The sequence below is a fragment of the Nocardia sp. NPDC051750 genome (assembly GCF_044453135.1).
Classification (GTDB): Bacteria; Actinomycetota; Actinomycetes; order Mycobacteriales; family Mycobacteriaceae; genus Nocardia.
On sequence record NZ_JBITCK010000001.1, the window covers coordinates 959,430 to 981,757 of the forward strand.

11 protein-coding genes are annotated in these 22,328 nt (G+C 67.8%); 10 read left to right on the forward strand and 1 reads right to left on the reverse strand.

The window, feature by feature from the left end; translation table 11 throughout:
* Nucleotides 1-172 precede the first annotated feature (172 nt).
* From ACIA75_RS04120 to ACIA75_RS04145, 6 genes are all read left to right on the forward strand, one after another.
* Nucleotides 173-700: a DUF732 domain-containing protein gene (locus ACIA75_RS04120; RefSeq protein ID WP_397099701.1), complete on the forward strand. Its 528-nt coding sequence runs from the start codon at nucleotides 173-175 to the stop codon at nucleotides 698-700.
* Between the two features lie 9 nt (nucleotides 701-709).
* Entirely contained in the window at nucleotides 710-1,699 is a 990-nt protein-coding gene (locus ACIA75_RS04125) for a cutinase family protein (RefSeq protein ID WP_397099703.1), read from the forward strand.
* A gap of 278 nt (nucleotides 1,700-1,977) precedes the next feature.
* The gene (locus ACIA75_RS04130; RefSeq protein WP_397099705.1) at nucleotides 1,978-2,997 is read left to right on the forward strand and encodes an LLM class F420-dependent oxidoreductase; all 1,020 of its coding nucleotides are present in this window, start codon (nucleotides 1,978-1,980) and stop codon (nucleotides 2,995-2,997) included.
* A gap of 191 nt (nucleotides 2,998-3,188) precedes the next feature.
* Nucleotides 3,189-5,099 (forward strand): long-chain-fatty-acid--AMP ligase FadD32, encoded by a 1,911-nt coding sequence (gene fadD32, locus ACIA75_RS04135; RefSeq protein WP_397099707.1) that lies wholly within the window; start codon nucleotides 3,189-3,191, stop codon nucleotides 5,097-5,099.
* Between the two features lie 182 nt (nucleotides 5,100-5,281).
* Nucleotides 5,282-10,663 carry a polyketide synthase Pks13 gene (gene pks13, locus ACIA75_RS04140; protein ID WP_397099709.1) on the forward strand — a complete coding sequence of 1,794 codons (5,382 nt, stop codon included), beginning with the start codon at nucleotides 5,282-5,284 and terminating at the stop codon, nucleotides 10,661-10,663.
* Nucleotides 10,660-12,204 (forward strand): acyl-CoA carboxylase subunit beta, encoded by a 1,545-nt coding sequence (locus ACIA75_RS04145; protein WP_397099711.1) that lies wholly within the window; start codon nucleotides 10,660-10,662, stop codon nucleotides 12,202-12,204. Before pks13 ends, ACIA75_RS04145 begins: the two co-directional genes overlap by 4 nt.
* 68 nt (nucleotides 12,205-12,272) lie before the next feature.
* On the opposite strand, the gene ACIA75_RS04150 is transcribed toward ACIA75_RS04145, so the two are convergent.
* On the reverse strand, nucleotides 12,273-12,770 hold the full coding sequence (locus ACIA75_RS04150) for a peptidylprolyl isomerase (protein ID WP_397099713.1): 498 nt from the start codon (nucleotides 12,768-12,770) through the stop codon (nucleotides 12,273-12,275).
* A 193-nt stretch (nucleotides 12,771-12,963) separates the two neighbouring features.
* On the opposite strand from ACIA75_RS04150, the gene ACIA75_RS04155 reads away from it, so the two are divergent.
* The 4 genes from ACIA75_RS04155 to ACIA75_RS04170 all read left to right on the forward strand — a co-directional run bounded on the left by ACIA75_RS04155 (nucleotide 12,964) and on the right by ACIA75_RS04170 (nucleotide 22,303).
* On the forward strand, nucleotides 12,964-16,281 hold the full coding sequence (locus tag ACIA75_RS04155) for an arabinosyltransferase domain-containing protein (protein ID WP_397099715.1): 3,318 nt from the start codon (nucleotides 12,964-12,966) through the stop codon (nucleotides 16,279-16,281).
* Nucleotides 16,282-16,455: 174 nt separating this feature from the next.
* The gene (locus ACIA75_RS04160) at nucleotides 16,456-18,558 is read left to right on the forward strand and encodes a galactan 5-O-arabinofuranosyltransferase (RefSeq protein ID WP_397099717.1); all 2,103 of its coding nucleotides are present in this window, start codon (nucleotides 16,456-16,458) and stop codon (nucleotides 18,556-18,558) included.
* Nucleotides 18,559-18,725: 167 nt separating this feature from the next.
* Nucleotides 18,726-22,019, forward strand: a complete 3,294-nt coding sequence (locus ACIA75_RS04165) for an arabinosyltransferase domain-containing protein (protein WP_397100909.1) — start codon at nucleotides 18,726-18,728, stop codon at nucleotides 22,017-22,019.
* 122 nt (nucleotides 22,020-22,141) lie between these two features.
* Nucleotides 22,142-22,303 carry a hypothetical protein gene (locus tag ACIA75_RS04170; RefSeq protein ID WP_328389885.1) on the forward strand — a complete coding sequence of 54 codons (162 nt, stop codon included), beginning with the start codon at nucleotides 22,142-22,144 and terminating at the stop codon, nucleotides 22,301-22,303.
* The last annotated feature ends 25 nt before the right edge of the window (nucleotides 22,304-22,328 follow it).

Below are 22,328 nucleotides of genomic sequence, written 5' to 3' on the forward strand. Positions count from 1 at the left end.
CCCGCGCGCGCCAGCGCGCCGAAAACACAGGTATTACCCTCGGTGATCGCGGCCCGCAGTAACCTGCCGGGCCCGGACGCAACCCGACGGCCAAACCAACGGTTCGGCGGCACCCCAGGCGGGTGGCCGTGGACCCGCGCGCAACCGCGCGCCGGAACACAGGATGGAATGTATGTATCGGACCCGAGGCACGTTGCTCGGTGTGGTGGCGGCCGTGGCGGCCGCCGGACTGCTCGCCGGCTGCGGTGACGAGGAATCGACCGCGACCAGCACGCCCACGCTCTCGACCCCGGCCGCCGCACCGTCCGTGAGTTCGGCGCCGGCTCCCGCACCCGAGGAGCAGTCCCCGGCGCCCGCTCCCGCCCCGGAGGAGAGCGCCGCGCCCGAGGCTCCGGCCGAGGAGCCGGAGCGGCCCGAACCGGTGCCGCCGCAGGAAACCGAAGCGGCGGAACTCGGTCCCAAGGAACAGACCTTTATCGACGAATTGGTGAAACAGGGCGTTACGCCGTCCAGCCCGGATGTCGCGCTCAGTACCGGTGGGTTCGTCTGCGACGCTGTCGCGCAGGGCGTCTCGGACGCGGATCTGCTCACCTGGGTGTCCGCGATGGCGGGGTCGGATTCGACCTTCGATCCGGCGAAGATGCCGGTCGAACAGGCGGGACGCATCTATATCGATACCGCCAAAGCGCACTACTGCTAGTGGCTGCCGGTGAGTAGGGGACGTAGCGGATCCCGTCGGTCGCGGCCGGCGGGCTGTCTGACGCTGCTCGCGGTCGCGGTTGCCGGGCTCGTCATCGTGGTGGTGCTCTGGTACATGCTGGCCGGGTGTCTGCGGGAGCCGACGCCGCCCGGTCCGGGGCCGGGCCCGGAGGAGCCGACCAGCCAGCCGGCGAGCTGTCCGGATGTGCAGATGGTTTCGGTGCCCGGTACCTGGGAGTCGAGCAGTACCGACGACCCCTACAACCCGGCCGCCAACCCGGCGTCGCTCATGCTGAACATCAGCAACCCGGTGCGTGAGCAGTTCCCGGCCGAACGGGTGGATGTGTACACCGTCCCGTATGTGGCGCAGTTCTCGAATCCGGTGGCGTTCCCGCCGGACGGTCAGGCTTCCTACAACGTCTCGCGGACCGAGGGTATGCGTCGGACGTTCGATTTCCTGACCGAGCGTCACAAGGAGTGCCCGCTCACCACCTATGTGCTGGCCGGGTTCTCGCAGGGTGCGGTGATCGCCGGGGATATCGCCGAGCAGATCGGTAAGGGCAACGGCCCGGTCCCGGCGGACCGCGTGCTCGGCGTGACCCTGATCGCCGACGGCCGCCGGTCCGGTGAGCCCGGGCCGGGACAGCCGATCCAGGTGGGAACACCGCCACCGGGGATCGGCGCGGAGATCGCGCTGGGCGGTCTGAGCGTGCCCGGGATCACCATGACCGGACCACGTGAGGAAGGTTTCGGCGATCTCGCCGACCGGGTGTACACCATTTGCGCGCCCGGCGATCTGATCTGTGACGCGCCGCGCAATGCCCTGAGTCCCGGCAATATCTTCGGCAGTCTGGGCACGCTCGCCCAGGCCGTGGGTAATCCGGTACACAGCCTCTACCACGGGTTCGTGGTGGATTCCGACGGTACGACGGCCACTCAGTGGGCCGCGAACTGGGCGATCGGCCTGGTCGACAGCGCACCGGTCCCGCCCCATTCGTGACCCGGCCTGCCGGGGCTCGAACGGTCGCCGATCGGTGTCCGGGGATGCGGGCGCGCACCGGCCCAGACACCTGCGGACGACTGGGCGGTCCAGGCACGCGGCGCGGTTGTGCCTGGTAGCGCGGTACGGCGGGGCACCAGCGACCCGTTGTGACAATTCACCGCACGCAGCGTGCTCCCTTACCCGCAGCACGCTGTAAAGTGCGCTGGTGATCGCGTATCCCGACCCTGCGCCGGCCGGGATACGCAGGGACTTCCGATATCCAGGAGCATGAGTTCATGACAGAAGCCGCCGCATCGGTGGATGAGTTGAGCGCGCTGGGCACTCCGCTGCGAAAGTTCCGATTCGCGGCCGCGGGCGAAGGGAACAAGCAGGAAGGCGGCGCCCGCAAGTTCATCCAGACGGCGCAGCAGGCCGAGGAGTACGGCTACGACACCTTCGTGGTGCCGGACCATCTCGGTGACCAGATCGGTCCCATTGCCGCACTCGGCGCGCTGACCCAGGCCACCGACAAGATCCGGCTTGGGACCTCGGTGCTGGCCAACGGGTTCCGCCATCCGGTCGTGCTGGCCAAGGATCTGGCCACCATCGATGTCCTGTCCAAGGGCCGGCTCGAGGTGGGTATCGGGGCAGGATGGAAGGCCGACGAGTTCGCCGCCGCCGGGCTGGACTACGACCGCCCGGGGATCCGCCTGGCCAAGCTCGACGAGACGCTGACCATTCTCGATGTGCTGCTGCGTGGGCAGGAATGCACCTTCGAGGGCAAGTACTACCAGGTGCACGGCGTCAAGGGGACCCCACGGCCGCGGCAGGGTCCGCGTCCGCCGCTGTGCACCGGTGGTGGCGGGCCGCGGATGCTGAAGCTGGCCGCCAAACACGCCGACATCATCTCGGTGGTGCCGGTCACCACGCCGAACGGTAAGGGCCTGCTCTCCAGCATCACCCTCGAGAAGACGATCGAGAAGGTGAACCTGATCAAGGACGCCGCCGGGGATCGGTTCCCCCAGATCGAGCTGAACTGGGCGGTTACCGCGATCGTCGTCACCGACGACCGGGAGAAGATGGCGGAAATGGCGCTCGCGGCCCTGGACCGCGGCCAGCTTCCCGACCTCGAGGTGGATGTCCAGCTCACTGTCGAGCAGATCCTGAATTCCCCGTATGTGGCCATCGGCACGTTCGAGGAGATCGCCGAGCAGATGCGGCGGGTGCGTCAACTCACGGGAATGTCCTATATCGGGATATATCCCACCCAGATGGATGCGTTCGCGCCGGTGATTCCCTTGCTCCGGGAGGAGTGACTAGCTCATTCTCTGTAACATGTCTCTGGTTTGAGAACATTTAGCCGATAGCGGTCACCGCGCAGGCCGCACACCGAACCCGCGGGAACTGCTCCCGGATGGCGAGCACCGCGGCGGAAGCGAGTCGGGGCCCACACAGTAAATAACGGTTATCGTGCCGTTGCCGCGTGCGCCTCGGAGGAGAAGAAGGAATGGACGAGACTTTCGACGACTACCTGGACGAGCACGGGAACATCACCATTCCCGATGGTCGGACCCTGGTCGATCACGTCGAGATGCACACCCGCAACGACGCGAACACGCTGGCGTACCGCTACATCGACTACTCGCGCGAGCGCGACGGCGAGGTACACGAGCTGACGTGGCAGCAATTCGGTGTCCGGCTGCGCGCGGTGGCAGGTCGACTCCAGCAGGTCACCAAGCCCGGTGACCGGGTGGCGGTGCTCGCACCGCAGGGGCTCGACTACGTGATCTCCTTCTTCGCCGCCATCTACGCGGGCACGATCGCCGTGCCGCTGTTCGATCCCGACGAGCCCGGTCACACCGATCGGCTGCACGCGGTGCTCGGCGACTGCACACCGTCGGCCATTCTCACCGCCAGTTCGGCCGCGGCCGGGGTGCGCCAGTTCTTCCGCGCGCTACCCGCCGCGCAGCGGCCGCGCATCATCGCCGTGGACGCCATCCCCGACAGTGTCGGAGAGAGCTGGGTGCGCCCGGATATCGCGGTGGACGATATCGCCTACCTGCAGTACACCTCGGGTTCCACCCGGACCCCCGCCGGTGTCGAGATCACCCATCGCGCGGTCGGCACCAACCTGCTGCAGATGGTCGACGCCATCAACCTGGACTGGAACTCGCGCGGTGTCACCTGGCTGCCGCTGTTCCACGATATGGGTCTGCTCACGGTGATCCTGCCCGCGGTGGGCGGCAAGTTCATCACCATCATGTCGCCGGCTTCCTTCGTGCGGCGGCCGCACCGCTGGATCAAGGAGCTGGCCGCCGCCTCCGACGGCGCGGGTACCTTCGCGGCCGCGCCGAACTTCGCTTTCGAGCATGCCGCGGTGCGTGGTCTGCCGAAGAACGGCGAATCGCTGGATCTGTCCAATGTCATCGGCCTGATCAACGGCAGCGAGCCGGTGACCACGTCGTCGATGAAGAAGTTCAACGACGCTTTCGCCCCGTACGGGCTGCCGAAGACCGCCATCAAGCCGTGCTACGGCATGGCCGAGGCCACGTTGTTCGTCTCGGCGACCAAGTCCGAGGACGAAGCCAAGGTCACCTACGTCGACCGCAACGAGCTGAACGCCGGACGAATGGTCAAGGTCGAGCCGGGCTCCGAGAACGCGATCGCTCAGGTGAGCTGCGGCTATGTCGCGCGTTCGCAGTGGGCCGTGATCGTCGATCCGGAATCGGTCGACGGCGCCCCGCGGGAACAGCCCGACGGCCACGTGGGTGAGATCTGGCTGCACGGCAACAATATGGGCATCGGGTACTGGGGCCGGGAGGACGAAACCAAGGCGACGTTCCGGAACAAGGTCGCCGAGCGGCTCGCGGACGGCAGCCATGCCGAGGGCGCGGACGCGGACGCGAACTGGATGCGCACCGGCGACTACGGCGTGTACTTCGACGGCGAGCTCTACATCACCGGCCGGGTGAAGGATCTGGTGATCGTCGACGGCCGCAACCACTACCCGCAGGATCTCGAATTCTCCGCGCAGGAAGCCAGCACCGCGCTGCGGCCCGGGTTCGTCGCGGCGTTCTCGGTTCCGGCCAATCAGCTGCCGGCCGAGGTGTTCGCGCAGGGTAGCCATTCGGGCCTCAAGTTCGACGCCGACGATGCGTCCGAGCAGCTCGTCGTCGTGGCCGAGCGGGGCCCGGGTGCCGGGAAGGCCGATCCGCTGCCGATCGCGGACGCGGTCCGGGCGGCGATCTCCCAGCGGCACGGGGTGACCGTGCGCGATCTGCTCCTGGTGCCCGCGGGTTCGATTCCGCGCACGTCCAGCGGAAAGATCGCGCGCCGCGCCTGCAAGACCGCCTATGTCGAGGGCACGCTGCGCGGCGGTTACACGCAGCAGGCGTTCCCCGATGCACCTGAGGAATGAGCCCGGTCGCGGCTTCGATGTGGCGTCCGGGAAAATAGGCGGCTGAGCGAAGTGCCGGAGGAGGTAACGCAGCGGCGGTGGGGCCCCGCGTGACCGCCACGGCGCCGGCGGTTGCCGACCACCCATCCCTGCGATGCAGGCTGTTGCCCAGCACCGCGTACAGACAGGTAGCTTGAGGACTGATGGCTGATAACGAGGGCACGTCGCCGGATACGACCGAGAACCTTCCCACCGCACCGGAGGGTGGTACCGCGGGGGAGGGCGCCGCGGCCACCGAGATGTCGGTCGCGGAACTGCGGGACTGGCTGCAGCGCTGGGTCGCCGAGGCCACCGGCCAGCCGGTCGAGAAGATTACCGTCGACCGGCCGATGGAGGAGTTCGGCCTCGCCTCGCGCGATGCGCTGGCACTCGGCGGCGAGATCGAGGATCTCACCGGGGTCGTGCTCAACCCGACCGTCATCTACCAGCATCCGACCATTGCCTCGCTCGCCGAAGTGATCGTCAACGGTCCGTCGGAGACCGCCCTCGAGGCCTCCGATGACCAGTTCTATACCGCCGGATACGCCCCGGGCGACGCGCACGATATCGCGATCGTCGGTCTGTCGACCCGGTTGCCCGGTGCGGGTGACACCCCGGAATCGACCTGGGAATTCCTGATCAACGGTGGAGATGCCATCCGGGAGCGCCCGGCGGGCCGCTGGGCGGAGTTCCTCGGCGAACCGCAGCTGGCGGAGGCCGTGGCAGAGGGCAATACCCGCGGTGGCTACCTGGACCAGGACGTGGTCACGGGTTTCGATGCCGAATTCTTCGCGATGTCGCCGGTCGAGGTCGAGCGGATCGACCCGCAGCAGCGACTGATGATGGAACTGACCTGGGAGGCGCTGGAGCACGCCCGGATCCCGGCCAGTGATCTGCGCGGCGAACCGGTCGGGGTGTACATCGGCACCTCGACCACCGACTTCCAGCTGATCGCGGCGATGAGCCTGGGCGAAACCGATCCGAATGTCCCGGCATCGGCCGAGGGTTACAAGATCACGGGCAGCGCCAGCAGCATCATCTCCAACCGTGTGTCCTACTTCTACGATTTCCGCGGCCCGTCGGTCGCAGTGGATACCGCCTGCTCCTCGACCCTGGTTGCGGTGCACCAAGCGGTGCAGGCGCTGCGCGCGGGCGACGCCGACGTGGCCTTGGCCGGTGGCGTGAACATGCTGCTCATCCCGATGACCACGCTCGGCTTCGACAAGATCGGCGCGGTCGCCAAGGATGGCCGGATCAAGGCGTTCTCCGCCGACGCGGACGGGATGGTCCGCTCCGAGGGCGCCGGCCTGGTCGTGCTGAAACGGCTCGCCGACGCCGAACGCGACGGCGACAATATTCTCGCGGTGGTCAAGGGTTCGGCAGTCAACAGCGACGGCCGGTCCAACGGACTTCTCGCCCCCAATCCCGATGCCCAGGCCGATGTGCTGCGCCGCGCCTATCGCGACGCCGGGATCGTGCCCTCCACCGTCGACTACATCGAGGCCCACGGCACCGGCACCTTGATCGGTGATCCGATCGAGGCCCAGGCGCTGGGCCAGGTCGTCGGTGCCGGTCGTGCCGCCGACGCTCCGGCTCTGCTGGGTTCGGCGAAAACCAATTTCGGGCATCTGGAATCGGGCGCGGGCGCGGCCGGTCTCGCCAAAGTGATCATGGCGTTCCAGAACGATGTGCTGCCGGCCAATATCAACTACGCGGGGCCGAACCCGTATATCCCGTTCGAGCAGGCACGACTGAAGGTCGTCGACGAACCGACCCCGTTCCCGCGCTACAGCGGGACCGCGACCGTCGGTATCTCCGGTTTCGGGTTCGGCGGCACCAACGCGCACCTCGTCGTTCAGGAGTACGTGGCCCCGGCCGCCGCGGCCGAAGAGCCGGTCGACGACGCGGCGGGTGCCGAGGCGCTCGAGGTGGAGAGCACCGATGTGGTGGCCGAGGCGGAGGCCGTCACCGCGGAGGCCGCCCCCGAACCCGAATGGTCGACCGACCGGGACGAACCACTGCCGGTGATCCTGGCCGTCTCCGCCTATCTGCCCTCGCGTCGCCGCCGTGCGGCCACCGACCTGGCCGATTGGCTGGAAAGCGAAGCGGGACAGCGCACCCCGCTCGCCGACGTCGCCCGTGCCCTGGCCAAACGCAGTCACTGGCGGTCACGCGGTGTGGTGCTGGCCAAGGATCACGCCGCGGCCGTCGCCGGTCTGCGAGCGATCGCCGCGGGTAAACCCGGGCCGGGTGTTTTCACCGCCGACGCGCCTGCCGCGCAGGGGCCGATGTGGGTGATGGCCGGGTTCGGTGCCCAGCACCGGAAGATGGGCAAACAGCTCTACCAGGAGAACTCGATCTTCCGGCGTACCGTCGACGAGGTCGATGAGCTCGTGCAGGACGAGGCCGGTTACTCGGTGCGCGAGCTGATGCTGGACGACGCCCAGGACTGGAATATCGGCACGTCCCAGGTCGGGACCTTCACCATTCAGCTCGGGCTCGCCGCGGTGCTGCGCGCGCACGGGGCCGAACCCACCGCGGTGGTCGGACACTCCCAGGGTGAGGTGGCCGGCGCGTACATCAGCGGCGGGCTCCCGCTGGAGGACGCGGTCCGGGTGATCTGCGCGCGCTCCCGGCTCATGCACGAGGGCGAGCAGATGCTCACCGACGCCGATGTCCGGAATATGGCGCTGGTGGAGTTGAGCGCCGACGATATCGCCGCCATGCTGCCGGAATTCCCCGATGTCGAGGTGGCTGTGTACGCCGCGCCCACCAACACGGTGATCGGTGGTCCGGTGGATCAGGTCGCGGCGATCGTCGCGCGGGTCGAGGAAGCCGGGAAGTTCAGCCGGGTGCTGCAGACCAAGGGCGCCGGGCACACGTCCCAGATGGATCCGCTGCTCGGCGAACTCGCCGCCGAACTGGCGGGGATCGAACCGACGAAACCCACGGTCGGGCTGTACTCGACAGTCGACAAGGAGCAGTACTACGCGCCCGGTCACGACCCGGTGCACACGGAAACCTACTGGGTGCGGAACATGCGCGAGAGCGTGTACTTCACCAACGCGGTGCGGCGCGCGGTCGACGCCGGGGTCACGACCTTCCTCGAACTGGCCCCGAATTCGGTGGCGCTCATGCAGGTCATGGGCACCACCTTCGCCGCCGGCGTGCACGACGCCCAGCTGATTCCGACGCTCAAACGCAAGGAAGACGAATCGGCGGCGGTCATCACGGCACTGGCACAGCTGTACGTGCACGGACACGCGGTGGACCTGAGTTCGCTGCTCCCGGCCGGCCCTTACGCCGATGTTCCCCGGACCGCCTTCCTGCGTAAGCACTACTGGCCGAAGGTGAGCGCTTTCTCGACCGGCGGCAGTTCCCGGGTGCCGGGCGCCTCGGTCGCGTTGCCGGACGGACGGCACGTGTGGGAAGTGCAGGCCGCGGCGGTCGACGGTCTCCCCGCGCTGGTGCAGTCGGCGGCCGCACAGGTGCTCGCCGACGCGAACCTGGGCGCGAGTATCGCGCACGCACCGCTACCGGCGACCGGGACGCTCACCACCACCCTCACTCCGCATCCGGGCGGTGCCTCGGTGCAGGTGCACGCCCGTGACGGCGCACAGTTCCGGTTGCTTTTCGACGCGGTCGTCACCTCCGGCGCGACGCCCGCGGTATCGGCCGCGGTGGAACCGGCGGCGGTCACCGCCGAACCGGAAGTTCTCGACGCGGTGGATACCGCGGGTTTCGGGGACCGGTGGAGCCCGGACAGCGGCCAGACCGTCGAGGAGCGGCTGGCGCTGATCGTCGCCGAATCGATGGGTTACGCGGTCGAGGATCTGCCGATGGAGATCCCGCTCATGGAACTCGGGCTGGATTCGCTGATGGCGATGCGGATCAAGAACCGGGTCGAATACGAATTCGATATCCCGCAGCTGCAGATTTCGGCGGTGCGCGACGCCAGCCTGCACGAGGTCGGCAAGGTGCTGCACTACGCGATCGAGCACCGCGACGAGGTGCGGGATATGGCCGAGAAGCAGGCGTCCGGGGAATCCGGCGCGCTGAACGTGGACGATAATTTCGTCGCCGCGGCCAAGGCAGCCATGGAGTCGGGTGCGGATCCGGTCGCCGCCCTGGATCAGGCGACGGCAGGCACCGGGACCGCCGCGGTTCCGGTAACCGACGGATCTCCGGCGCAACTGGATTCGACCAACGCCGCAACCGAATCGGCGTCCGGTACCGCCGTTTCGGCATCGGACAGCGCTGCCGCGGCCGCGAAATCCGCGGGGGCCGCTACCAGAACAGAATCGGATCGCGCTGTCGCGGATGCCGTAACCGGAGACGTCGCAAACGAGCCGGTGACCGCCGGACAGGATGCGCCCGCGGCTGCGGCGAAACCGGCTCCGGCCGCCGGTGCCGCGGTGTTCGGGGGTGGTGCGAACACAGGCTCCGACGAGGAGAACGTTCCGCCACGTGACGCCGCGGAACGGCTGACTTACGCGGCCTGGGCGACGATCACCGGCGAATCGGCGGGCGGGATCTTCAACACCCTGCCGATCCTGGACGAGGACACCGCCGAGAAGCTCGCGGCCCGGCTCACCGACCGGGTGGGCGCCGAGGTCTCCGTCGACGATATTTTCGACTGCGAAACCATCGAGCAGCTGGCCGATATCGTGCGCAACCTGCAGGACAGCGGTGCCGACGTGGACGGGTTCGTCCGTCCGATCCGTGCCCGCACCGAGGGCTCGGACGAGGTGCCGGTCTTCGTTTTCCATCCGGCGGGCGGTAACACCCTGGTCTATGAACCGCTGCTGAAGCGGCTCCCCGAGGGCACGCCGATGTACGGGCTCGAACGGGTCGAGGGCTCGATCGAGGAGCGGGCCCGGGAGTACGTTCCCGAACTGCGCAAGCTGCAGGGGGACGGACCGTACGTCCTCTACGGCTGGTCGCTGGGCGCGGTGCTGGCGATGGGTGTCGCGCAGATCCTGCGCCGCGAGGGCGCCGATGTCCGGGTGGTCGGTCTCATCGACCTCGCCATTCCCGCGGAACCGGCTGATGACAGCCCCGAGGAACGGTTCCGGCGGATGCAGCGCTACCAGGCGTTCGCCAAGAAGACCTACAACATCGACGGTGAGCTGGACGACGACCAGTTGCGGGAGCTCGCCGAATCCTCAGACGATCAGCAGTTCACGATGATCGCCGACCTCATCAAGATGACCGGCGCGAAGATCCCGGGTGGGGTTCTCGAACATCAGAAGACCTCATGGATCGAGCATCGGGCGCTGGCAGAGGTCGAGCCCTCGAACTACGACGGCACCGTGGTGCTCTATCTGGCCGACCGCTACCACGACGGTGCGATCGAGCTCGAGCCGCGCTATGCGGAGCGTCGCCCGAACGGGGGCTGGGACGAGTACGTGCCGAACCTGGAGGTCGTCCGTATTCCCGGCGATCACCTGCAGATCATCGATGAACCCAGGATCGGAAGGATCGGCGAAGACCTCACCGCTAAACTCGCCCAGATCGACGTAACGGGCGTGAAAGGGAGCAAGTGAGCACTACCGCCGAAAAACTCGCCGACCTGCGGAAGCGACTGGAGCTCGCTCAGGAACCGGCAGGCGAGGCCGGCGTGGCGAAGCGGGCGCGCAAGGGCATTCCCAGCGCCCGTGACCGGATCAATATGCTGCTCGACCCGGGCACCTTCATGGAGATCGGTGCGCTGGTGCGCCGGCCCGGTGACGAGTCCTCGCTGTACGGGGACGGTGTGGTGACCGGGCACGGCTTGGTCGACGGTCGCCCGGTGGCGGTGTTCTCGCACGATCAGACCGTCTACGGCGGGTCGGTGGGCGAGATGTTCGGCCGGAAGGTCGCCGCCATCATGGAGTACGCGGCCAAGGTCGGCTGCCCGATGATCGGTATCAACGATTCCGGTGGCGCCCGGGTGCAGGAGGCGGTGTCCTCGCTGGCCTGGTACGCCGAGCTGAGTACCCGGCAGGAACCGCTGTCGGGGATGGTGCCGACGATTTCGATGATCCTGGGCAACTGCGCGGGTGGGGCGGTGTATTCGCCGATCAACACCGATGTCGTGGTGGCGATCGAATCCGCCCATATGTTCGTCACCGGGCCCAAGGTGATCCGCGAGGTCACCGGTGAAGATGTGAGCTTGGAAGAACTCGGCGGTGCGCACGCGCAGGCCCAGTACGGCAATATCCACCACATCGCCAAGGACGAGACCGCGGCCTTTGCCTGGGTGCGCGAGTATCTGTCGTATATGCCGACCAGCTGCCAGGAACTGCCGCCGGTCATCAACCCGGGCCTGGAGCCGGAGGTCACCGATTCCGATCGGGAACTGGATTCCCTCGTTCCGGACTCCGACAATGCCGGCTACGACATGCACGATGTCCTGCTGCGGATCTTCGACGACGGCAATTTCCACGAATACGGCGCGGAAGCCGGGAAGAACATCATCACCGGGTTCGCCCGGGTGGACGGTCACAGCGTGGGCGTGGTGGCCAACCAGCCGATGGTGTACGCGGGCGCGCTCGATGCCCGCGCCTCGGACAAGGCCTCCCATTTCATCCGGCTCTGCGACGCCTACGAGATCCCGCTGGTGCTCGTGGTGGATACGCCCGGTTTCATGCCCGGTGTGGAACAGGAGAAGATCGGCGTCATCAAACGTGGCGGCCGCTTCCTGTTCGCGTTCGTGGAGGCCACGGTGCCGAAGGTGACCGTGGTCGTGCGTAAGGCATACGGCGGTGGCTATGCCGTGATGGGCTCCAAGCAGTGCGGTGCCGATGTGAACCTGGCCTGGCCGACCGCCCGTATCGCGGTGATGGGCGCCGAGAGCGCGGTGAGCCTGATCGGTGCGGCCCAGATCGCCGCGGCGCCGGAGGACCAGAAAGACGCCGTCCGCAAGCAGCTGGTCGATTTCTACAACGCCACCGTGGCCACGCCGTGGGTGGCGGCCGAACGCGGGTTCATCGACGCGGTGATCGAGCCGTCGCAGACCCGGCTGGAACTGCGCCGCGCCCTCCACCTGCTGCGGGACAAGACGGTGATCCGCAACCCGCGCAAACACCACCTGCTGCCGCTGTAGGCGCTCGGTTCGGGTTGTTCCGGGAACTACGTCCTACCGGAACAACCCGAACCGCCGAATGATCCGTTTCAGCTGATCGACGCGGATTCGATCACCACATTGTCCACCGGAACGTCCTGGTGCATACCCTGCGACGAGGTGGATACCGCGGCGATCTTGTCGACCACCTCGGTGCCGTCGGTGACGGCGCCGAACACGGCGTAACCCCAGCCCTGACCCGCCGGCTGGGTGTGGTTCAGGAATTCGTTGTCGGCGACATTGATGAAGAACTGCGCCGTCGCCGAATGCGGGTCGTTGGTGCGCGCCATCGCGACCGTGTACTTGTCGTTCTTGAGGCCGTTGCCGGCCTCGTTCTGGATGGGCGCCTTCGTCGGTTTCTGCTGCATCTGGCCGTCGAAGCCGCCGCCCTGAACCATGAAGCCCGGGATCACGCGATGGAAAATCGTGCCGTTGTAGTGTCCGGACTGGACGTATTCGACGAAGTTACGGACGGTGTCCGGCGCCTTCGCCTCGTCCAGCTGGAGGCCGATGGTTCCGTAGTTCGTCTCGAGATTCACCTTGGTCATGCCCCTACCTTTCCATTACCGCCGCTATACCCCGCGCTTAAGGGGGTGTTTCCGGGCCGATTGTGCCAGCCGCCCCTCTTTACCCCGTTCCGATGGTTTTTATGCCCAGTTCGCCGGGAGTGTTTTTGTTCCGGGTGGGTACGCGCCGGGGCACCAGCGGGCCGGGCGCGTTCTGCCCAAGTAGCATGCCACCGTGCCAGAAGTCGCCACCGCAGTACTGACGAAGACGCCGCCGGAGCCGGAGCCGAGGGTTGCGCCGAGGGATTTCCGGGTCGCGCGTCTCGTCGCGATCGTCACCGGTGTGCTCGGCGCGCTGTTCGCGATAGCCACGCCGTTCCTGCCGGTCACCCAGACAACGGCGACACTGACCTGGCCGCAGAACGACAGCCTGGCCAATGTGCAGGCGCCGCTGATGTCGCAGGTGCCGCTCGACCTCACCGCGAGTATCCCGTGTTCGGCGGTGAACCAGCTGCCGCCCGAAGGTGGGATGCTGCTGGCCACCGCGCCGCCGCAGGGCGATCGGGCGGCCCTCGAGGCGTTGTTCGTCCGCGTATCGGACACCTCGGTCGATGTGGTGGACCGCAACGCCGTGGTGGCCACCGCCGACCGGGCGGAAATGGCGAACTGTTCGGCCATCACCATCAGTTCCGACAACGAACGCACCAGTGCCGCGTTCGAGGGGCTCGTCTCCGACACCGGGGAACCGAACGCGGGGCAGCTGGTCGGTGATCTGCGGCCGCAGATGGTCGGGGTGTTCACCGATATGACCGGCGGTATCCCGGCCGGCCTGACTCTCGAGTCGACCATCGACACCCGGTTCAGCTCGAGCCCGACCTGGATCAAACTCGCCGCGATTGTCGCCGCGGTGCTGTGCACTCTGCTGTCACTGGCGGCATTGGCCCGGCTGGACACGAGTGACGGGCGCGGGCACCGGCGGTTCCTGCCGGCGCACTGGCTGAAACCGACCCTCGCCGACGGCGGCGTCATCGGCACCCTGGTGGTGTGGCATTTCCTCGGCGCCAACACCTCCGACGACGGCTACATCCTCAACATGGTCCGGGTGGCGCCGGACGCCGGCTATATGGCCAACTATTTCCGCTGGTACGGCGTCCCCGAGGCGCCGTTCGGCTGGTACTACTACGTGATCCAGCTGTTCAGTGAGGTCTCCACGGCCAGCCCGTGGGTCCGGCTGCCCGCCCTGGCCTGCGGGATCCTCTGCTGGATGGTGATCAGCCGCGAGGTGGTACCGCGGCTGGGTAATGGCCTGCGCGGCGCCCGTGCCCGAGCCCGGTTCGGCAGTGTGCCGCTGTGGACCGGCGGCCTGGTGTTCCTGGCGTTCTGGCTGCCCTACGACAACGGTCTGCGTTCGGAAACCATCGTCGCGCTCGGTGCGCTGCTCACCTGGGTGTCCATCGAACGGGCCATTGCCACCGCACGCCTGCTGCCCGCCGCCGTCGCGGTCGTGGTCGCGGCGTTCACCCTGGCCGCGGCCCCGACCGGCCTCATGTGTGTGGCCGCGCTGCTCGCCGGTATCCGGCCCATCACCCGCATCATCGTCAAACGGCACCGGGTCCACGGGACCGCGGCCCTGCTGGCGCCGCTGGCCGCCGCCGGTTTCCTGGTGCTCACGGTGGTCTACAGCGATCAGACCTTCTCCGGTATCCAGGAGGCCAACCGCGTCCGGCAGCTGGCCGGACCCAACCTGGCCTGGTACGAGGACTACCTGCGCTACTACTACCTGTTCGTCGAAACCGTCGACGGGTCGCTGGCGCGCCGGTTCGCGTTCCTGGTGATGCTGCTGTGCCTGTTCACCACCATGCTGGTGCTGCTGCGCCGCCGCCGGGTTCCCGGTATCGCCGCCGGTCCGACCTGGCGGTTGATGGGTGTGGTGTTCGGGACGATCTTCTTCATGATGTTCAACCCGACCAAGTGGACCCACCACTTCGGCGCCTACGCCGGTATCGCCGGTTCGCTGGCCGCGGTGACCGCGGTCGCGGTGTCGGCATCGGCGCTGCGTGCGCGCAAGAACCGGGCGATCTTCCTGGCTGGGTTGATGTTCACCCTCGCGCTGGCCTTCTCCGGGATCAACGGCTACTGGTACGTGTCCAGTTACGGTGTGCCCTGGTTCGACAAGCGGGTGACCTTGTTCGGGATCTCGTCGAACACCGTGATGTTGCTGCTGTTCGGGCTGTCGCTGCTGCTGGTCGGCTGGCATGTCCTGCGCGAGGGGTACGCGAAACCGCCGAACTCCACGAAGACGGTGCGCGGCAGGCGCGTCCGTAAGTTCGCCGCCATCCCGCTCACGCTGGTGGCCGCGGCCATGGTCCTGTTCGAGGTGCTCTCCCTGGCCAAGGGCGCGTACTCGCAGTACCCGGGATACTCGCTGGCCCGAGGCAATATCGACGCCCTCACCGGCGAGACCTGCGGTCTGGCCAACGATGTGCTGGTGGAGGTGAACGCGAACGCCGGCCGGTTGAACGCGCTCGCCGATCCCGCGAACCCGCCCACCAACCCGAACGATCCGCTGGCGGGTGTCGACCCGGTCGGCTTCGATCCCAACGGGGTCCCCGACGATCTGTCCGCGGACGCGGTCGAGGTGAAGCCCGGTACGGGCAACACGTCCAGCCAGTCGGTGGGTGCGGCCTTCGCCGAGGGCCAGAACGCCGGTACCGGTGGTGGTCAGGGCGCGGTGGGTGTCAACGGTTCCACGGTGGCGCTGCCCTTCGGGCTCGATCCCGCCACCACGCCGATCCTGGGCAGCTACCAGGAGGGTGTGCAGCAGCCCGCGCTGGTCACCTCCAGCTGGTACGAACTGCCGCAGCGCTCCCCGGACCACCCGCTGGTGGTGATCACCGCGGCCGGGCGCATTCTCTCCTACGACGACACCGGCGCCATGCAGTACGGCCAGTCGCTGACCGTCGACTACGGCAAACGGCAGCCGGACGGCTCGGTCAGCTACCTCGGGACCTATCTGCCGCGCGATATCGGCCCCTTCCCGTCCTGGCGCAACCTGCGGGTCCCGCTGGACGAGATCGCTCCCGAAGCCGACGCGGTGCGGATCGTTGCCAACGACCCCATCCTCATCGGCGACCAGTGGCTGGCCTTCACGCCGCCCCGGGTCCCCAAACTGGAAACGGCCAACGACTACCTCGGTTCGGAGCAGCCCATCCTGCTCGACTGGGCGGTCGGACTGCAGTTCCCGTGCCAGCGCCCGTTCCGGCACGAGAACGGGGTGGCCGAGGTACCGAAGTTCCGCGTCCTGCCGGACCGCCCGCTGGCGGTGAGCTCCACGAACACCTGGCAGGCCCAGGAATTCGGCGGCCCGCTCGGGTTCTCCCAGATGCTCGCGAAATCCACCACGATCCCGACTTATCTGAAGAACGACTGGGGTCGCGATTGGGGCACGCTGGAACGCTACGACCAGTACTACAACGCGGTCCCCGCGCAGCTGCAGACCGGGTCGGCGACCAGGTCCGGGTTGTGGGATCCGGGCATGCTGCGGGTCTACTGACAATCGGAGCGGTGGTGGTGATCCGGCTACTGCCCGGGTCGTTCCGGAACGGACCGAGCTCGTCGGGATACGAGTGTGGTGCACGTCCGGTTCGGCGACCGCGGGCACCGAGCCGGTCTCTACTAGGCTGACCGACGGCCAGTAGGTGGACAGGAGCCGGAGGTAGTTACGCCGATGACGTCTAGTCGCGGCGCGCGGTGGGTGCGTCAGGTCGGGGCCGGAGTCGGCGAGGCAGTACTGGCGACGGTGGTCGCCGTGCTGGTTGTCGCGGTGGGGCTGTTCGCGTTCTCGCTGGTGAACTGGCCGGCGTTCAACTCCTCCAATGTGCTCCGGGCGCTGACCACCGTGGGTCAGGTGGGCGCGGCGGTACTGCTGGCGGGCTCGATTGCCCTGCTGCGGCTGCGGCGCTCCCGGCGGTGGGCGAAACTGCTGTCCTGGGCCGGGATCTCGACGTTCGTCACGGTCACCCTGGGGATGCCGCTGGCGGCGACGAAGCTGTACCTGTTCGGCGTTTCGGTGGATCAGGAATTCCGCACCGAATACCTGACCCGGCTCACCGACAGCGCGGCACTGCGGGATATGACCTACGCGGATCTGCCGCCGTTCTATCCGGCGGGCTGGTTCTGGTTCGGCGGGCGGGTCGCGAATGTGCTGGGGATGGACGGCTGGGAGGTCTTCAAGCCGTACGCGATCGGCTCGATCGCGGTCGCGGCGGTGGTCGCGCTGGTGCTGTGGTCCCGGCTGATCCGCGCGGACTGGGCGGTGGGGGTCGCTGCGGCGACGACCGCCGTAGCGGTCACCTACGCCGCGCCCGAGGCCTACGGCGCGGTGATCGCCATCCTGATCCCGCCGGTTCTCGTGATGGCTTGGGGCGCGCTGTACCGGCCGGCCGAGCTCGGGCGCCCCGCAGTACCCGCCACGTCCTCGAATGCGGGGCAGGGCCAGGCGGCGGCCCCGGACAGCGATCTCACCGAGAAGACGACCGATAACCGTCATCCGGCTGCTCCGGAGACTGTCGCGACCGGTACGCCTACGGCAGGTGGCTGGGCGGCTGTACTGGGTACGGGTCTGTTCCTCGGCCTGGCGGCCACCTTCTACACGCTCTACTTCGCCTTCGCGGTTTTCACCGTTGTGTTCATGGCGGTTGTCGCGGCCGGCCTGGGGGTGCGGAGGCGTTACGCCGCCCGGACCCCGCGCCGGATCGCGGCCCGGTCCGGTGCGGAGCGCGAACCGGTGCACGGTGTCGGGCGGGCGATCGGCGCGCCGCTGCTGCGACTGGTCGTGATGGGACTGGTGTCGGCGGTGGTCGCGCTGCCGGTGTTCCTGCCGTTCCTGCTGCGGATGCTGGACCGGCCGAAGCTCGAGTCGGGTGGGGCGTTCCACTATCTGCCCGAAGCGGGATCCGAACTGCCGCTGCCGATGGCGCATTTCTCGCTGCTCGGCGGCTTGTGCCTGGTCGGCGTGGTCTGGCTGGTGGTGCGGGCGAACTCGTCGCGGCGGGCGCAATCACTCGGGCTCGGGGTGCTCGCGGTCTATCTGTGGTCGCTGCTGTCGATGGTGGCCACCTTGGCGGGCCAGACTCTGCTGTCCTTCCGGTTGGAACCCGTGCTGCTGGTACTGCTCGCCGCGGCGGGCGGCTTCGGGTTCGTGGAAGGCGCCCGGGCCGTGTACCAGGCGCTGAACGAACCGGCGCGGTTCCGCTGGGTGGCCATAGTCCTGGCGACGGTAGGTGCGCTGGCCTACTGCCAGGACATTCCGCACGTACTCGCCCCGGAGATCACCACCGCCTACACGGATACCGATGGCGACGGTGTCCGGGCCGATCAGCGCGACCCCGCCGCGGTCCGGCACTACCACCACATCGACGACGCGCTGCGGGCGCAGACCGGCCGCGAACCATCGGACAATGTGGTGCTCACCGGCGACACCACCTTCCTCGCCTACTACCCGTATTTCGGTTTCCAGGGGCTGACCTCGCATTACGCGAATCCGCTGGCCGATTACGCGGACCGGTCCGCGACCATCGAGGCATGGAGCGAACTGGAGACCCCCCAGGAGCTCCTCGACGCCATGGCCGCCGCGCCCTGGCGCGCACCGGATGCGTTCCTGTTCCGCCGCAGCGGCGACGATTACACCCTGCGGCTGGCCGCGGACACCTACCCGAACGACCCGAATGTCCGCCGCTACACGGTCACGTTCCCAGCGGCGCTGTTCGACGACACCCGGTTCACCACCACCGATATCGGACCGTTCTCCCTGGTAGTGGTGAAGCGCTGAGCGATTCCGGTGCCGCGGCGTGCTAACCCTGGGCGTACCTCCGCCTTTGCGCCCGCAGTCTGCGCTCGCGCGCTGCCTGCACTGGCCCTGATCGGTCCGCCGGCAGGCCCGCCCAGCGGCACCCATCGTGCATACCTGCATTCGCTCCAGCCGTGCGCGGGTTGCGGATGGGCTTCGTCCCACTACGCCCATTAGAGTCGAGCCCCGTGCGACCGCAGCGATCTCCCCGAGCGTTGAACCGTATCCGCCTGCTGGCCCTGGTTTCCGGGCTACTCGGGTTCGTGCTGGCGATTCTGGCCCCGGTTCTGCCGGTCCGGCAGGACCGTACGGCGCTGGAGTGGCCGCAGGCGGGTGTCACCGATGTCGAGGCTCCGCTGGTGAGTTATCAACCGCTGCGGCTGGAGCTGACCGTGCCGTGTCCCGTGCTGAGCCCGGCCGAGGGCACCGTGGTGTCGACGGTGCCGGACGAATCGGGTCAGTCCTCGGCGAAGGGGCTGCGGGTCACCGTCTCCGGGGACACCCTGTCCGTGGTACTGCGGGATGTCCCGCTGCTGTCGGCCGAACGCGCGGAGCTGAGCGGTTGTGAATCGCTGTCGGTCGTCTCGGCCGCGGGCGCGACCACGGCGGAACTCACCGGGGCCGCACGTGCCGACGGGACACCGTTCCGCGCCGAGGTGGGCCGGGATATCCGCCCGCAGATCGTCGGGGTGTTCACCGACCTCGGCCAGGAGCAGCTCGGCGGTATCCGGTTGCACGCCGATATCGACTCCCGGTTCACCTCCTCGCCGACCCCGCTGAAGATCGCCGCGATCATCGGCGCCGTCGTGTTCACCGCGCTCGCCCTGTTCGCCCTGCATCTGCTCGACACCACCGACGGCCGGCGGGCCCGCCGGTTCCTGCCCGCGCACTGGTGGCGGTTCCGGCTCGCGGACGGCGTGGTGCTCGGTGTCCTGGTGGGCTGGCATGTGATCGGCGCCAACACCTCCGACGACGGTTACATCCTGAATATGGCGCGGTCCTCGGAGAAGGCCGGCTATCTGGCGAACTATTACCGCTGGTTCGGGGTCCCGGAAGCGCCGTTCGGCTGGTCGTACGAGGTACTCGCCTGGATGACGCGTATCTCGGATTCGAGTGTGTGGATGCGGTTGCCCACTTTGCTCGCCGGGATCGTCTGCTGGCTGGTGATCAGCCGGGAGGTGCTGCCCCGGCTCGGTGCGCGGGTACGCGGTAACCAGGTCGCGCTGTGGACCGCGGGCCTGGTGTTCCTGGCGTTCTGGCTGCCCTACGACAACGGCCTGCGCCCGGAACCGCTGATCGCCGCCGGGGCGCTGCTCACCTGGTGTTCGATCGAACGCGCGATCGCCACCGCACGTTTGCTGCCGGCCGCGGTGGCGATTCTCATCGCGGCGTTCTCGCTGGCCGCGGGCCCCACCGGGCTCATCTGCATCGCCGCGCTGATCGCGGGTTCGCGTCCCATCCTGCAGATCATCATCAAACGGGCCCGCGGTAGCGACACCGGAGCGGGCGCGATGTGGCGGTATGCGAGTGTCGTCCTGCCCGGGCTGGCGGCGGGAACGCTGGTACTGGTGGTGATCTTCGCCGATCAGACCCTGTCGACCGTCATGGAAGCCACCAGGGTGCGGACCGCGGTCGGCCCGAACGTGGCGTGGTTCGACGAGCGCACCCGCTGGGATTCGCTGCTCATGCTCTCACCGGACGGTTCGCTGGCCCGGCGGTTCGGTGTGCTGCTGATGCTGCTCTGCCTGCTGGTCTGCGTGCTGCAGGTACTTCGCAAAGGCCGCATACCGGGCACGTCACGCGGCCCGTCGGTACGCATTCTCGGCATCGTGTTCGCCTCGCTGCTGCTGATGATGTTCACCCCCACCAAGTGGACCCACCATTTCGGCGTCTACGCGGGCCTGGCGGGTTCGCTGGCCGCGCTGGCCGCGGTCGCCGTGGGTACCAACGGTATTCGCGCGCCGCGCAACCGGGCGCTGTTCGCCGCCGCCGTGCTGTTCCTGCTGGCAATCACGTTCACCGGTTCGAACGGCTGGTGGTACGTGTCCAGCTACGGTGTCCCGTGGTGGGACAAGGCGCCCCTGATCGCCGGTAAGGGCTTGTCCACCCTGTTCCTCGGGCTCAGCGTGCTCGCCCTGCTGGCCGCGCTCTGGTTCCATTACCGGGCCCCTTATCGCAGCGGCCCGCCGTCCCGGTCCGCCCGCTTCGCGTCCGCGCCCCTGACCATCGCCGCGGCGCTGCTGGTGCTTTTCGAGATCGCGTCGCTGACCAAGGCAGCCATCGACCAGTACCCCGCGTACTCGATCGCCAAGTCGAATTTCCGGTCCCTGGCCGGTGATCCGTGCGGTCTGGCCGACGAGGTGCTGGTAGAGACCGATACCGCCGATTCGCTGCTGCAACCGTACGAAGGCGATCCGGCGAACGGCCTGATTTCCACCGATCCCGAGACGGAGACAACCGGTTTCACCCCCGACGGGGTCGCCGAGGATCTGACCGCGGATGCGGAGGAGACCACGTCCGGCGGTGCCAACACCGTCGAATCGGATACCGAGAACAAAACCACCGACACCACCGGCGCCGGTACCGGTGGCGGCACCGAGGAACAGCCCGGAATCAACGGTTCGACCGTCACCCTGCCGTTCGGCCTCGACCCCGCCCGCACCCCGGTGCTGGGCAGTTACCAGACCGGCGACCAGCAGCAGGCGACACTGACCACCCAGTGGTACCGCCTGGACCTGACCGACGAAATGCGTGCCGACCCGGCCTACCGCGTGCTGGCGCTCACCGCCGCCGGGCGGATCAAATCGATCGACGCCGACGGTGTTCTCACCTACGGCCAGGACCTGACCGTCGAATACGGAACGCGCGCCGCCGACGGCTCGATGCAGGTCCTGGGATCGGTGACCCCGCTCGATATCGGCCCCAACCCGTCGTGGCGCAATCTGCGGGTCCCGCTGGACCAGTTGCCCCGCGAGGTGAACGCGGTCCGGCTGGTCGCGGTGGACAACGACATCACCAGCCGGCAGTGGCTGGCCGTCACCCCTCCCCGGTTGCCGCGCCTGGCGACCCTGGATTCCGTTGTCGGGCACACGGACCCGGTCCTCTTGGACTGGCATGTCGGGCTGGCCTTCGGCTGTCAGCGGCCGTTCGACCACAGCAACGGCGTCGCGGAGGTCCCGCGCTGGCGGATCCTGCCCGACCGGGTCGGTTCCGATGCGTCCAACGCCTGGCAGGACCATATCGGCGGCGGTCCGCTGGGCTGGACGGAACTACTCCTGCAAGCGGATTCGGTGGCGACCTATCTCTCCGACGACTGGGCCCGGGATTGGGGCTCGCTGGAGCGTTACACCCCGTACCGGCCCGATGCGCGACCGGCGGAATTGACGGTCACACAGGAGAATCGGAGCGGTCTGGCGACCGATGATCCGATCCGGGTGAGTTGAACGAGGTTGTGCTACATCGAAACTCGTCAATCATGTGCGTTGGCTCACATGTTGGTTTATTTCCAGGTGAGGGAATGGCCGAATGGATGACGAACGCGGAGTGACGCCGTACGCTGGATCGCATGAACTCGGCCTTCGACGATATGGAACTGCGCGATCTCGTCGGCTTGCTCACCGATGAGGAGCAGCGAGAACTACGACCCACGGTGTTACGCGTCCTCGGGCGCCTGCCGTCTCAGGAGGTGCTGCGCCGGGAATTGGGCCAGCGGATGACACGCGTGTGAGAGCGAGCGCAACCACGGCAACCGT